This window comes from Actinoallomurus spadix, from assembly GCF_024055725.1.
In the GTDB taxonomy this organism is placed as follows: Bacteria; Actinomycetota; Actinomycetes; order Streptosporangiales; family Streptosporangiaceae; genus Actinoallomurus; species Actinoallomurus spadix.
Window position 1 is genome coordinate 189,187 of record NZ_JAMXMX010000002.1, and the last position, 13,388, is coordinate 202,574.

Here is a 13,388-nt window from a genome sequence, read left to right on the forward strand (position 1 = left end):
ACCGGGCCTCGGCCGATCTCATCACGCGGTGTGACTCCGGCGGGGTGGCGCCATCGGTATGGTGATCGCCTACCGCGATCGGGGGAGACATGCGCAAAGCGTTCGTTATCTGCCTGGTTCTGCTGATCGTCTTCGGCGGAATCGCCATCGCCGGTGACATCATCGGCCGCAGGGTGGCGCAGAACGAGATCGCCAAGAACGTCGCCTCGCAGTATGACCTCGACCACACCCCCGACGTGTCCATCAAGGGCTTCCCCTTCCTCACCCAGGCGCTCGACGGGCGGTACGGCGAGATCGACATCAACGTCGGGGACCTCACCCAGCAGGGGATCCGGCTGACCGACACCAAGGTCGCGCTCAAGGGCGTCACCGCGCCGATGTCAGACGCGATGAACGGCGACTCCTCCAAGATGGTCGCGGACAGCGCGACGTCCACGGCCACCATCGGCTACGACGACGTGAACAAGTCCGCGCCGAACAACATGAAGGTCTCGGCGGCGGGCTCGAACCTGCAGGTGCGCGGCCCGTACACCGTTCCGGGCCTGGGCATCACGCGGACCGTGACGGCGACGGTGTCCGTGCAGCCCTCCGGGCGCAGCGTCCGTGTCGTGCCGCAGTCGGTGAAGACGGGCGGGACGACGGTGCCGCTGAGCCTGGTCCGGCAGGCGTTCACCTTCACGATGTCCGTCAAGGGCCTTCCGCTGAACACGCGCATCACCGGCGTGAAGGTCCAGCCGCAGGGCCTGCGCGTGTCGACCACCGCGCAGAACGTCAAGCTGGACAGCCTCAACGTCGTCCACTGATTCCGGTGGCACCGGGCGACGATGAACCATCCGGGGTCCCGGTACGTGTCGAGGGTGTGGCACCCACTGCGGACGAGCGGCTGCTCCGCGCGCTGTACGCCGAGCACGGCGGACCGCTCCTGGGGTACGTCCTGCGGTTGACGGACGGTGACCGTCAGCAGGCCGAGGACATCGTCCAGGAGACGCTGCTGCGCGCCTGGCGTCATCCCGGCGCGCTGGTCGGCCGCCCCGTACGGCCCTGGCTGTTCACGGTCGCCCGTAACCTGGCCGTCGACGCCCACCGGTCGCGGCGGTCACGGCCGCCGGAGACCGGGGAGGCGGCGCTCGCCGCACTGCCCGCGGGCGACGACATCGACCGGGCCCTCGAGTCGTGGACCGTCGCCGAGGCCCTCGCCGATCTGAGCGCCGAGCACCGCGCCGTGCTGATCGAGACCTACTACCGGGGACGTTCGGTGGCGGAGGCGGCGGCGGTGCTGGGCATACCGGCGGGGACGGTCAAGTCGCGCACCTACTACGCGCTGCGCGCGCTGAAACTGGCATTGGAAGAGCGGGGGTTGGCGCCATGACGACGCATGCCCGATGCGCCGATCTCCGGGCGCTGCTCGGGGTGTACGTCCTCGGCGCGATCGATCCCGCGGAGCGTTCCCAGGTCGACGAGCACCTGGCCCGCTGCCGCCGCTGCCGCGACGAACTGGCCGGTCTCGCGGGCCTGCCCGCGCTGCTGGGCCGGGTCACCGAGGAGCAGATCACGCAGGTCGGCGCGCCACCGCCGGAGCTGCTGGAGCCGGTGCTGGCCCGCGCCGCCGCCGAGCACCGCGCGCGGAGCCGTGGGAACCGCCGGTGGCTGGTGGTGGCCGCGGCCGTCGCACTGGTCACGGGAGGGGCGGGGGTCGCGGGAGGGTTCAGCCTCGGCGCGGACCGTACGGTCGCCGGGCCCGCGGCGACGCCCTCACCGGGCCCGACCACGCCGGGCCTGACCACACCGGGCCCCGCGGTGGGCGCCGCCACGACCGTCCAGGCCACGGACGCCGCGACGGGCATCAGCGCCCGCATCACCATGCGCGCCGAGGAATGGGGGACCGCGTTCACCGTCCGTCTCACCGGCGCGCCGTCGGAGACCCTCTGCCACTTGGTCGCCGTGGCCCGGGACGGGCGGCGCGACATCGCGGGCGGCTGGGCGGTGAAGTACGAGCGCTCCGCCGAGTTCGCCGGATCATCGATGATCCCCAAGGACCGCATCACGGCGGTCGAGGTGCGTACCGTCGACGGCCGGCGGCTGCTCAGCGTCCGGGTCTGAGGCCAGGCGGAGACGGGCGCGGTGGTCGTCCGCCCGCGGGCCGCGGGGCGGACGCCGGTCGTGGGGCCCGCGGGTCGCGGCCTGAGCCGTGATCGGACTTCGGGCCGGCCGGCGGGAATGCCCGGCGCGGCGCGCGCCTTGAGAAGCGGTGATGACCGGAATCTACGTCGCGGTGGCGGCGCTTCTCCTGGCCACGGTGTTCGGCCTGATCTGGCGGCGCCGTAATGGCGTATTGCGCGTGCGGAAGGATGATGACGTGGAACGTCTCGACGCCGCCGAGCTCGGGACCGGCCTCGGGGACCGGGCCACCCTGGTGCAGTTCTCCTCGGCGTTCTGCGCGCCGTGCCGCGCGACCCGGCGAGTCCTGGGCGAGGTGGCCGGCATGGTCGAGGGCGTGGTCCACGTCGAACTCGACGCGGAGGCCAATCTCGATCTCGTACGCCGGCTGAACGTCCTGCGCACGCCGACCGTGCTGGTGCTCGACGCGTCCGGCCGGATCGTACGCCGCGGCGCGGGCCTGCCCCGCAAGGCCGACATCATCGCCGCCGTCGGTGAAGCGGTCGCCTGACGTGCCCTCCGTCACCGCGTCCAGCCGGCGGAATGACCTCGGCGCGCCCACGCGTTCAAGATCCTTTTCGCGGGTGTTCGAGCAGGTCGGCGGCGCTCGTGGGGAAGGGTTCACGTCTCGATGGCCGAGACGGGGTTTTACGATGAGCGAGACGGCGCTTACCATCGTGTCCGTGCGTACCTGGACGGAGTTGCTGACGAAGCGACGGGCGGTCGACTTCTGCCGCGTCGCCACCGCGCTCTGTCCGACGGCCTGAGGCATTCGAGCCCGTCCAGCCCGTCGCACCACCGCAGTCACCGGGAGCATCAGCCGATGCAGGTCGACCCACGGGGTCAGCGTTTCGGCGCGACCCTCACATCCTTCGTCTTGGTCGTCGTTCTCGTGACCGGCAGTTGGTTGCTACTGGCGGCCCAGGCCGTCGTGTTCGTCGTCGGAGTCGTCTTCGGGCTCCGCAACGCCCCGTACGGCCTGATCTACCAGGCTCTCATCCGCCCCCGGCTCGGTGCTCCGCGCGAGCTCGAGCCGGAGGCGCCGCCCCGCTTCGCGCAGGGAGTGGGTGCGGCGTTCGCCCTCACCGGGGTGCTCGGATACGTCCTGAAGGTCCCTGCGGTGGGGATGACCGCGACGGCGTTCGCGCTGGTCGCGGCCTTCCTGAACGCCGCCTTCGGATTCTGCCTGGGATGCGAGGCTTATCTGCTGATCCGGCGGCTCGCCCCACGGCGGGCCGCGTCGTAGGCCGGGTTCGCCTGAGACCACGGCCATGCCACCCACACCCGAAGAAGATCCGCCGACTCCACAAGGAGGACAAACGCATGAGCCGCTCCGACGTCCTGGTCGATTCCGACTGGGTGCAGGCTCACCTCGACGACCCCGGTGTCGTCCTCGTCGAGGTCGATGAGGACACCAGCGCCTACGAGAAGGGCCACATCCGTGGCGCCGTCCGTATCGACTGGAAGACCGAACTGCAGGACCCGGTACGCCGCGACTTCGTGGACAAGACCGGGTTCGAGAACCTTCTCTCCGAGAAGGGCATCGCCAACGACGACCTCGTCATCCTGTACGGCGGCAACAACAACTGGTTCGCCGCGTACGCCTACTGGTACTTCAAGCTCTACGGCCACCAGAACGTCAAGCTGCTCGACGGCGGCCGCAAGAAGTGGGAGCTCGAGTCCCGCGAGCTCGTCGAGGCGGTCCCGTCGCGCCCGAAGACGAACTACGTCGCCCAGGAGCAGGACCACGCGATCCGCGCCTTCCGCGACGAGGTCGTCGACGCCATCGGCGCCAAGAACCTCGTGGACGTCCGCTCGCCCGACGAGTTCTCCGGCAAGCTCCTCGCCCCGGCGCACCTGCCGCAGGAGCAGGCGCAGAAGGCCGGGCACGTCCCGACCGCGCGCAACATCCCGTGGTCGAAGGCGGCCAACGACGACGGCACCTTCAAGTCCGACGACGAGCTGAAGAAGCTCTACGAGGAGGCCGGCGTCGACCTGTCGAAGCCGACCATCGCCTACTGCCGCATCGGCGAGCGTTCCTCGCACACGTGGTTCGCCCTGCACGAGCTGCTGGGCCTGTCGGACGTGAAGAACTACGACGGCTCCTGGACCGAGTACGGCTCGCTCATCGGCGTGCCGATCGAGCTCGGCGACGCCAAGTAGTCCTCGCCGGCTGAAGACGCGCATCACAGCAAGGAGGAACAATGAGCGACGGTTGCGGAGCTCCGGCCCAGACGGCGAGCCTGCCGGCCACGGTCGATCTCGCGAACGAAGCGGTCATCCAGGGCACGGTCGTGCGCGAGGGCGCCCCGGTGTCCGGCGCGTACGCGCGCCTGCTCGACGCGACCGGTGAGTTCACCGGTGAGGTCGTCACCAGCGACGAGGGGATCTTCCGGTTCTTCGCCGCGCCCGGCGACTGGACGATCCGCGTGCTCGCCCCGGGCGGCGTCAGCATCGACTCGCAGGTGACCGCCCAGGTCGGCGAGATCGCCGCCCTCGAGGTCGCGATCTGACGACTCGTCCGACAGTGCCGTCGTCACCGAAAGGTGGCGGCGCCACTTCTCATACGGGCGTCTCGCGGGCCCATACTTGGCCCATGGCGCATCTTGAAGTGAAGAGCGTACGGTCCGGCAACGTCCTGGGAGTGGTCGAGCTCACCGAAGACGGCAGGCTCCAGGCCGATTCGCCGGGCGTGCAGAAGGACATCGAGCAGATGGCCGCCGTCCGCCGCTGGACGCCGCAGGAGGCGTTCGACAAGCTGAGCGCCGGGTGGAGCAACGGCTACATCGAGATCATCGGCGTGGACTGACCCGCCCGGACGGCCACGTGCGGCGGGGCGCCGACGCGGTGGGCATTCCGGATTCAGGCCGGAGAAGGAGGGTCTCCTTCTCCGGGCCGGGCGCCGAGCCCCCGCCGCATGCGTTCCAGGATCGCGAACTCCTCGGGAGTGAGGTCCGGCGCGACGTTCAGCGTCCCGCCGGCGCCCTCGAGTGTGATCGGCTGCGGCGTGGGTCCGTCGGAGACGGAGAACGACGGCAGGCCGGCGTCGGCGGCCTGCGACGACCGCCGCTCCCGGGCGGGAGCCCGGTAGAGGCTCTTCAGCGCGCGCTCCGCCGAGGCGTCGTCGACCTCCGGGCACGCGTATCCCGAAGCGGCGATGTGACGGGACAACTCGAGGTCCGGCGCCAGCCCGTGGGTCTCCAGGTAATAGACGACCGTGTCCGTCCAGATCCAGTACCCGTCCGTCCGGAAGCTCAGCGGGACGACCTCGCCACGGGAGCGGTCGACCCGGTCGATCTCGAGCGCGGTGGTCGTCAGGATCGGCCGCCCCGCCTTCAGATAGTCCGCGAGTCTCCGGCGCTCGCCCTCATCCTCGACGGCCGGATGATCGGGAGCGAAATACGGCTCGTCGGTCTCGGAGTCGACCCCGTCGAACACGCGCGCGGTCGGCGCCGTCGCGACGATCTCCAGGTAGCCGTTGCTCCATCCGCGGAGTTCGTCGAGGATCTGCCGCGGGGCCCAGCCGCGGGCCTCTGCCATGCGCTCGACCATGCCGCGGACGCCTCGGGGGGCGATGATCAGCTCGCCACCGGGCGTCAGCTCGATCGTCCCGATCTGCCGGCCGTCGCGCACGTTGTAGACCACGAGGACTCTCGGCGCTGCCATGGCTCAAGTATCACCCCGATCGGTGCCCTGTTCACGGTCGTCGGACTCGGCAGCCGTGGCGCCGCCTTCACGTTGCTGACGGGCGTACTCCTCGGCCATCGCCTGGAACGGCCGCATCACCTCGGCGGCGAGCCGCTGGAACTCCTCCTCCTGCTCCGCTGTCGCCGACACGTCGATGTGGTGCACCGCGTAGTCCGTGCCGCGGGGCCCCGGACGGGCATGGCCGACGTTGTACGGCACGGTGCCGGCGTGCCGGCGGGCCCACTCCCGATGCAGGTCCGCGAGCCGGCTCAGCGCACGACGTCGCTCGCGTTCGAGCTCCTCCGCCGTGATCATGGTGCGCGCCCTCCTCTCCTGTCTCATTCGCCGGGCGGTTCGATGAAGCGAACACCCTGCCACGCACCCGCACGCAGGATCTGCTTGCCGTCCCAGGTCATACGGCCGTCGCTGTCAGGTCGCCGGGCCTCCCAGCCCAGGCGGCTGAGCTCGTAGGCGGTCACCCGCCCAGGTGTACCCCATGCTTCGGGGCCGGCGCGATCGGCCATCGCCTCCCACTGCCGTACTCCCTCCGGCGACATCTCACCCGAGTTGATCCGATCGTTCACCAGCTCGACGAGCTCGGGCAGGCCGCTCTCCTCATAGGGGAATCTGGCGTCGAAGTCGAAGCCGTGCATCGCCCAGGCGTAGCCGCCGACGTCGATGTTGGCCCACAGCCTGAGGTCGTGGACCCCTTGGCCGATGGCCCAGTTCTCGACCCGCTCCAACAGGTCCACCGCGATGCCCCGGCCCTGCACCTCCAGCTCGACCAGGCCGATGTTCAGGTACGGCTCTCCGCCCTCGTCGGCGTGGAACTCCAGGATCACCATGCCCTGATTCGCGCCGTCGGAGTCGACGAACTCACCAGAGATGACCGCTTCCCCATCCAGGACCCCGATCTCCTCGCTGATGGTGAAGCGCAGGCCGGTCGCCGGGTGATCGAAGTCGAGAGCCGTCTTGATCCATTGCTGGACGTCGGGGTGAACGGCGCTCTCATTGGGGGTCGACAGGATGATGTCCCGCAGATTCCCGTCATGGGGGAGTCCGTCCGGCGGCAGCGCCCGCCGGATCGCCTCGGCGCGATCTCCCCATTCGGCGAATCGGGCGGTCTCCGCGGCGGGGGTGGGCCGATCGGCGCCGTCCACGGGCGCTTCGGGCACCTCGGGCGATGGGTGCACGACCGGATCCGTGTCGTGGGCCGACGCGAGGAGTGAGGAGGTCCCGGAGGCGTTGTCCTCGATGTGCTCGAAGTAGCCCATCATGCGCTCGTACCAGTCCTGACGCCCGCGCCGTTCGAACTCCGGGCGCAGCGCCTCCAGCCGGCTCCGCAGGAGCTCCACGTCCTCATGGGTCAGGCTGTTGGGCTTCCACACGTACTCCCACTCGCTGCCGACCCTGCGGAGATGCGAGACGTAGTCCCCGGTGAACGAGTTCGCCTCGGGGTCGACGATCCTCTCACCGAACGCGTTGTTGTGGTCGATGCCGTGGAGCTCGCCGTCGTCTCCGATGATCAGATTGCCGTTGTGCCGGTCGTTGTTCTCGATGAGGACGTCGAGGAGGCCGAGGCGCCGCGCGGCCGGAGTGTCCTGGTATCCGAGGTGATCCAGCTCCGCCGGCTCCCATGCCTCGGGATACAGGGCGACCAGCGTGTCTCCCTCGATGTACTCCATGTAGACGACGAGGTCGCTGTCGCGGTGCACCACCGGCACCGGCGCCTCGACGGCATGCCCCACCAGCGCGCCGAGCTCCTCGCGGTCCGTCTGATCCTCCTTGCCGACCTTCATCTCCTTGCGGACGGCCTCCGCGCCGTTCTCGAAGGTGACGAGCTCGACCCGTTCGGCCACCGTGCGATGGCTCGGGGAGGTGTCGGCGCGGCCCAGCAGCACGGTGTGCTCGGGATCGATACCGGAGGCGACGTCGTCGGCGAGCGTCTGACGGCGTTGGGCGTACGACTCCGAGTGGCCGGTGTGAGCACCATGGTCCGCGGGCGGGCCGTCGTCGGGTGCGGAGCGCCGTAGGTCGTGCGGCTCCGGCGGCGGATCGTGCGGATCGTGCGTGGTCGGTGCCGGGTCGTGCGGGCGGGCCGCACCCGGCTCGCGGGGCGAGTCCTTCGTCGGCCCGTGCTCGTGTGCCGCGGCGTCCTGTCCGCTCAGCGGCGCGTCGTGGGCGGGCGGGAGCGAATGCGCTCCCTCGGGAACGAAGATCCGCCATGCGCCCTCGGGCGGGAACCGCATGGGCCGGGGACGACCGTCGGGGCCGACCTTCGGAGCGCTGACCTGGGCGTCACCGTTCGCATCGATCCAGACCTGGTTGTCCGGGGCGATGACGATGCGGCCGGTCTCGTTGGCGATCTCCTGGGCGATCGGGTTCCGGCCGCGCCCGCTGTCGCACCCCAGGGATCGCAGGATCCGCGGTGGGCCATCACCCTCCGGATGGCCGGACGGCCGGGTGAGTTCGGGTTCATGGCTCAGCAGGGCCGCGACGTCCCCACCGGTCAGGCGCTCGCCGCCGACTCTCGCGTTCGACGGATTGGCGTGCAGGTCGAAGCTGAACACCCCGTCGATGGGCCGCGCACTCCTCGCCGAATCCAGCATCGCCGGCGTGGACGGGTCACGCGGGTCGAAATAGGCGACACCTGCCCGCGTCGGCTCCCGAGCCTCGTCATGGACTCCTTGCAGCCGCTCGTCCAGCGGGCGGGGCACGCTCGCGGCGTCCGGTACGGTCCCCGGGAGGGGAGTGCCGTCGGCCGGCAGTTCGGCGAGGAAGACGCGGTGGATCGGCCGGACGTCCTCGTGCTCGGTGTACATCGGAAGCTCGATGTGCTCTTCGGCGAGGACACGGAAGCGCGTCTCCGGCCTGAAGACGACCTGGTCCCGTCCGGTGAGGATCGAGACGTCGGCTCCGTTGCGCGAGTGGATGATCAACTCGACCGGGTGCCCGTGCGCCGGAGTGTGGACCATCGTCGTGTCGAGCACGCCGTGCATCGTGACGTCGGCTCCGGGCACCAGCTCCGCGAGCCGGTCGGCCGGAAGCGACGTGTAGTGGTACACCGTCTCCCGCGAGGCCGGGGGAAGGGCCCGCAGCCCGTTCCCCGCGTCGTCGGCCCACGCCCGGGCCTCGGCCCGCACCTGCGGATCATCGCTCGCAAGGGCCTCGTTCAGGCGGTGGATGCCGTCGTCGGCCAAGAGCCGCTCGACGGCGTCCTTCTCATGCGGCGGCAGATCCGAAAGGAAGTCGATGTCGGCGTCCAGATCGTCCCAGTCGTCGCCGAACTCGTCGATGGGCTCCTCGCCGGTGCCCGTCCGGTCGTCCGGATGTTCCGGAGGCGTCGACCGCCGATGCTCGGACCCGTCGGGCGGGCGAGGTCCGTCCTCGGCGCCGGCGGCCGGCGGCTCGTCATCGGCGGACCGGCGCTCGCCCTGGCCCGCCGGTCGCTCGTGACCGGCGGGCTCGGGCCCACCGGCCACGTGCTCGTCGTGGCCGGCGCCGTACGGGCCGGAGCGCGGCGGGGTCTCCACGGGAGGGACGTCCTCGCCCCGGAGGAGCCGCTCGATGCGGGACGGCTGCCCGCTCTCACGCGGCACCTCGGAGGATGCGCTCGGAGTCGCGGGTGCCGGCCGGGTCTCGGCGGACGGCGGCTCGGTGGCGCGCCGCGGCAGGGGTGCCCGCGGCTCGGAGCCCGCCTCGAGATAGGGCTCGGTGCCGGTGGCGTGCCGGCCGAGCTCGTCGAGCCGGCCCATCATGGCGTCGTACCAGTCGTCGCGGCCCCGGCGTTCGAACTCGGGCTGGACGGTCTGCAGCCGTTGCCGTACGTCCTCGATGTCGCGCGCGGAGAGAGGATTCTCTTCGGCGAACTCCGGGCGCACCGGACGGTCCTCGTTCAGGTAGTGCGCGGAGAAGCGGTTGAGGCGTGGGCTCGGCAGCACCCCGGCGAACGAGTCGCTGTGGTCGATGGCGTAGATGTGGTCGTTCGCGTCGACATGCCAGTTGCTGCCGGTGCGGTCCGGGTTCTGAATCAGGACGTCGAAGAGACCGAGTCTCCGGCCCTCAGGGCTGTTCGCCCACTCCGTCAGGCCTTCGTTGCCCACGACCTGGTAGGAGTTCCGGCCGCCGACCTCATCCATGTAGACGGTCGGCCCGTCCTGGTGCACGCGCGGTACGCGGACACCCAAAGCCTCACCGACGCGCGAGGCGAGGGCCTCGGCGTCCGCCTCGCGCGGATACCGGAACTGCTTGCGGATCGCGGTGGTCCCGTCGTTGAACGTCACCCGGTCCACGTAGCCCGGTCTGCCGGGGATCAGCGGCTCCTCGTGGCGAACGCCCGTTGTGACGCTCTCGGCCAGCGGGCGCGTACGGTCTCCGCCGAGCGGGGCCGGCTGCGGCTCGCCGGCGTGGTGGGGCGCGGGCGAGCCGCCATGGTGCTGCGGCGCGGGGTCCGGCTGCGGTGGGTGCTGAGGCCGTTCCGCGCCCTGGTGGGCCGGCGCGTGAGGTGCGCCGCCGTAGAGCGGACGGGTGCCCTGGGCGTGCTCGTCGAGCTCCCGGACCCGGCGCATGACGTCGTCGTACCAGTCCTGGCGTCCGAGCCGTTCGAACTCCGGCCGCAGACCCTCGACCGACCGGCGTATGTGCGCGACGTCGGAATGGCTGAGCGGGTTGTCGATGATCCGGTAGCTGCCCAGGCCGTGCGGCTCGACGAGGTCCTTGACGAAGGGATTCTCCAGCGGATTCACGCCGAGGCGGTCGAAGGCCTGCGCGTGATCCACGCCCGCTATCTCGCCGCCGGGCCCGATCATCCAGTTGTTCCCGCTGCGGTCGCCGTTCCCCGCGAGAACGTCGAGCAGTCCCAGCCGCCGGCCCTCCGGGCTGTTCCAGTAGGGAAGGTCCGGACGGTTCTCGTAGTCCCGGTGGACTTCGCGAGCGGTCGATCCCTCGGCGTACTCCATGCGGACCGTGTGGCCGTCGAGGACGGCGCGGGGGACGGGTGCGCCGATCGCCTGCCCGAGCCGCGAGGTGAGGTACTCGGCGTGCGCCTCCTCCGGCGTCCGGACGGCCTTCTCGACGATGACGCGGCCGTCGCCGAACGTGACGAGGCTGACGGACTCCGCCACGTTCCCGCCGGGGAGTCTCCTTTCCTCGATCACGCCCGATCGCTGACTTCTCTCGAGCGACTCGGGCGTCAGCGGCGAATGATCCGCGGTGCTCCGCGGGACGCGGTCACCCGGCACGTCGGCCGGGGGCAGGCCGTCGGTATGCGGCTCGGTCCGGCCGGGGCCGTGGTCCACGGGCGGCGAGGCCAGGACGCCGGAGGGGTGGGAGCCGCCGGTGCCCCCGTCACGGGGGGACTCGGCCGTGGGCCGCCCGGAGGCGGGACCGTTGCCGCCGTCCCCGGCGGACGGGGAGACGGGCGCCTGGTCACGGCCGGTGTTACCTCCGCCCGGTGGTGTCGCCGTACGGTCGGGGGCCGCGCCGGGCGGGGCGCTCTCCTGATGGACGCTACCGGTCGCCGGAGGCCGGGCGTTGTCCGGGCGGGTGCCGGGAGGCGTCGGCTGAGGCGCCTCGGGGCGGGTGCCGGGGGCTGTCGGCCGGGTCGCCTCGGGGCGGGTGCCGGAGGCCGTGGGCGGCGGTTCCGCGGGCCCTGGCCCGTTCCCGGCCGAGCGTGGTCCAGGCTCGGTGCCGGCCCCGCCGGTACGGCCGTCGCCCACCCCCGGGGGACGTTCCCCGGGCATCTCGGCGGGCGGCAGAACGGTGGGGGCGTCCTGACGGCGACCACCGCCGTTGATGATGTCGTTGATGCGGTTCTGCGCCGGGCCGTCCGTCGCGTCGTGGGGAGCCGTACCGTGGTCGGACGAGGCCCGCTCGGGGTGGGCGGAGGCCATGGCGGTGACGTCGCGGGTACCACCACCGGCCGGATGGCGGCCTCCGCCACCGCCGTCGGTGCCACCACCGGTGTCGTCACGGTTGCCGGGGCGTTCGGGCAGGTCGGAGGCGCTGGGAACGGAGCCGTCGCCGCGCCGGAGGGAATCGTCGGGCGGAGGCGGGTCGTCGTGCGGGCCGGGCGGAGGCGGGTCGTCGTGCGAGCGAGGGGTGTCGGCCCCGGTCGCCACCTCTTCGATGCGAGGTCCCGATCCAGAGGGTGCGCCGGCGCCGTGACCGATGAAGTGTTTGCCGGCTTCCCCGGCCGCACTCATGCCGGCCATGCCGAAACCGAACGCGGCGGCTTCGCCGAGGTTGACATGGTGGTCGAAGGCGAGCTGGGCGGCGACGTTGCCGGCGGTGCCGGTGGTGCCGGCGAAGGCGAACCGCGAGGCGGCGCCCTTGAATCCGGATGAGCCCATCCAGTTGGACAAGGCGGTGGTGAGCTTGGTGCTGCGGACGGCGACGAGACCACCGGCCGCACCCATCACCCCACCGGCGAGTCCGCCCTGGCCCGCGGCCTTGAGCAGTTCCCCGGTGTTGAATCCCTTCTGCAGGCCCTGGTCGATCCGGGCCACCTGACCGGCCGCGTCCATGCCCGCGCCGTACCACATGCCGGCGAGCACCGACTTGGCGATCGTCTGCAGGAACGCCTTGAGCGCGAAGCCCTCGACCTCGGTGGTGACGGTCGCGGTGGCCACCGACCCGCCGAACGTGATGCCCGACGCCGCCCAGGCGATCGCCCACGTGGCGGCCAGGAAGATCAGCGTCAGGATGAACTGTTCCCGCGCGGCGTTCTTCTGCCGGATCAGGTGATCGACCGCGCCGGCCAGCCCACGGCACGCCGAGGAGAGCCAGCGCAGGCCGCCTTCTTCACCGCCCCCCTGCAGGGCGGCGGCGAAGGACGCGAACTTGTCGGTGTTCTCTCCGGCGTTGTTCGTCGTCACGTGCTGGGCGTGACCGTCGACCTCCTCGGCCACGGCGTCGATGACACCGGCCATCGCGGTGAAGGCGTCCCGCATGGCCGTGAGCGAGGCCGTGTCCCCGTCCGGCCACGGGCAGCCGCCGACGAGGGTCTCCAGGAAGTTCAGGATCTGGATATAGGCGGCCGGCGGGGGATCGGACCGTACCAGCGTGCTCGTGACCGGGGGCAGCCGGTAGGGATCGCTTTGCGCCAGCGCGTTCTGGTCGGCTCCCGCGGGTATCGCGGATCCGACGGTGGCGGCCTCCTCGGCCAGCCGGTAGGTATGGCCCGACACCGCCAGGAGGCCACCGGTGGCGCGCAGCAGGTTCACCATGTCGGCCAACTGGGCCAGAACCACGTCACGCGCCGCACCGAAACCGGCCGTCGACTCGTCGCCGTTGAAGAACGCGCGTCCGATGTCGTCGCTGCCCCAGCACGCGCCTGCGGCGCTCAGCTCCTCGCAGAGGTCGTCGACCCCGGTCGCCAGCCGCGTGGCGGCGGCGGCCACCCCTCGCCCCGATCGTTTCCAACTCTCCGGATGTGCGACATAGCCCGGCGAGCCCATCTATCACTCCTGTGGCCGACACCCGTTGCTCGGTGGACCGCAGGCGGCTCTGGCCCTGCGCGGCTCCGGGTAGGGACCCCTCTCCCC

12 protein-coding genes are annotated in these 13,388 nt (G+C 71.3%); 9 read left to right on the top strand and 3 right to left on the bottom strand.

Going from position 1 to position 13,388, the window contains the following annotated elements:
- The first annotated feature begins 89 nt into the window (after window positions 1-89).
- The 9 genes from NE235_RS02945 (at window position 90) to NE235_RS02980 (ending at window position 4,966) form a co-directional block, all read left to right on the top strand.
- Window positions 90-803: an LmeA family phospholipid-binding protein gene (locus NE235_RS02945; RefSeq protein ID WP_252799101.1), complete on the top strand. Its 714-nt coding sequence runs from the start codon at window positions 90-92 to the stop codon at window positions 801-803.
- A gap of 56 nt (window positions 804-859) precedes the next feature.
- Window positions 860-1,369: a sigma-70 family RNA polymerase sigma factor gene (locus NE235_RS02950; RefSeq protein WP_252799102.1), complete on the top strand. Its 510-nt coding sequence runs from the start codon at window positions 860-862 to the stop codon at window positions 1,367-1,369.
- Complete coding sequence (locus NE235_RS02955; RefSeq protein ID WP_252799103.1) at window positions 1,366-2,100, top strand: anti-sigma factor family protein; 735 nt, start codon at window positions 1,366-1,368, stop codon at window positions 2,098-2,100. The genes NE235_RS02950 and NE235_RS02955 overlap by 4 nt, the downstream gene beginning before the upstream one ends.
- Window positions 2,101-2,251: 151 nt before the next feature.
- Entirely contained in the window at window positions 2,252-2,668 is a 417-nt protein-coding gene (locus NE235_RS02960; RefSeq protein WP_308206011.1) for a thioredoxin family protein, read from the top strand.
- A gap of 142 nt (window positions 2,669-2,810) precedes the next feature.
- The gene (locus NE235_RS38560) at window positions 2,811-2,924 is read left to right on the top strand and encodes a putative leader peptide (protein ID WP_406567528.1); all 114 of its coding nucleotides are present in this window, start codon (window positions 2,811-2,813) and stop codon (window positions 2,922-2,924) included.
- Window positions 2,925-2,980: 56 nt separating this feature from the next.
- On the top strand, window positions 2,981-3,403 hold the full coding sequence (locus tag NE235_RS02965; RefSeq protein WP_252799104.1) for a DUF4395 domain-containing protein: 423 nt from the start codon (window positions 2,981-2,983) through the stop codon (window positions 3,401-3,403).
- Window positions 3,404-3,480: 77 nt separating this feature from the next.
- Complete coding sequence (locus tag NE235_RS02970; protein WP_252799105.1) at window positions 3,481-4,320, top strand: sulfurtransferase; 840 nt, start codon at window positions 3,481-3,483, stop codon at window positions 4,318-4,320.
- Between the two features lie 41 nt (window positions 4,321-4,361).
- Window positions 4,362-4,670: a DUF1416 domain-containing protein gene (locus NE235_RS02975; RefSeq protein WP_252799106.1), complete on the top strand. Its 309-nt coding sequence runs from the start codon at window positions 4,362-4,364 to the stop codon at window positions 4,668-4,670.
- Window positions 4,671-4,753: 83 nt separating this feature from the next.
- Entirely contained in the window at window positions 4,754-4,966 is a 213-nt protein-coding gene (locus NE235_RS02980) for a hypothetical protein (protein ID WP_252799107.1), read from the top strand.
- Window positions 4,967-5,019: 53 nt separating this feature from the next.
- Here the strand turns inward: NE235_RS02980 and NE235_RS02985 are convergent, their stop codons facing one another.
- From NE235_RS02985 to NE235_RS02995, 3 genes are read right to left on the bottom strand one after another with little or no spacing between them, the layout of a single operon-like run.
- The gene (locus NE235_RS02985; protein WP_252799108.1) at window positions 5,020-5,823 is read right to left on the bottom strand and encodes a hypothetical protein; all 804 of its coding nucleotides are present in this window, start codon (window positions 5,821-5,823) and stop codon (window positions 5,020-5,022) included.
- Between the two features lie 3 nt (window positions 5,824-5,826).
- Window positions 5,827-6,159, bottom strand: coding sequence for a hypothetical protein (locus NE235_RS02990; protein ID WP_252799109.1), 333 nt, complete (start codon window positions 6,157-6,159; stop codon window positions 5,827-5,829).
- A 23-nt stretch (window positions 6,160-6,182) separates the two neighbouring features.
- A complete protein-coding gene (locus NE235_RS02995) occupies window positions 6,183-13,244 on the bottom strand; it encodes a WXG100-like domain-containing protein (RefSeq protein ID WP_252799516.1) in 7,062 nt (2,353 codons plus the stop codon).
- Between the last annotated feature and the right edge of the window lie 144 nt (window positions 13,245-13,388).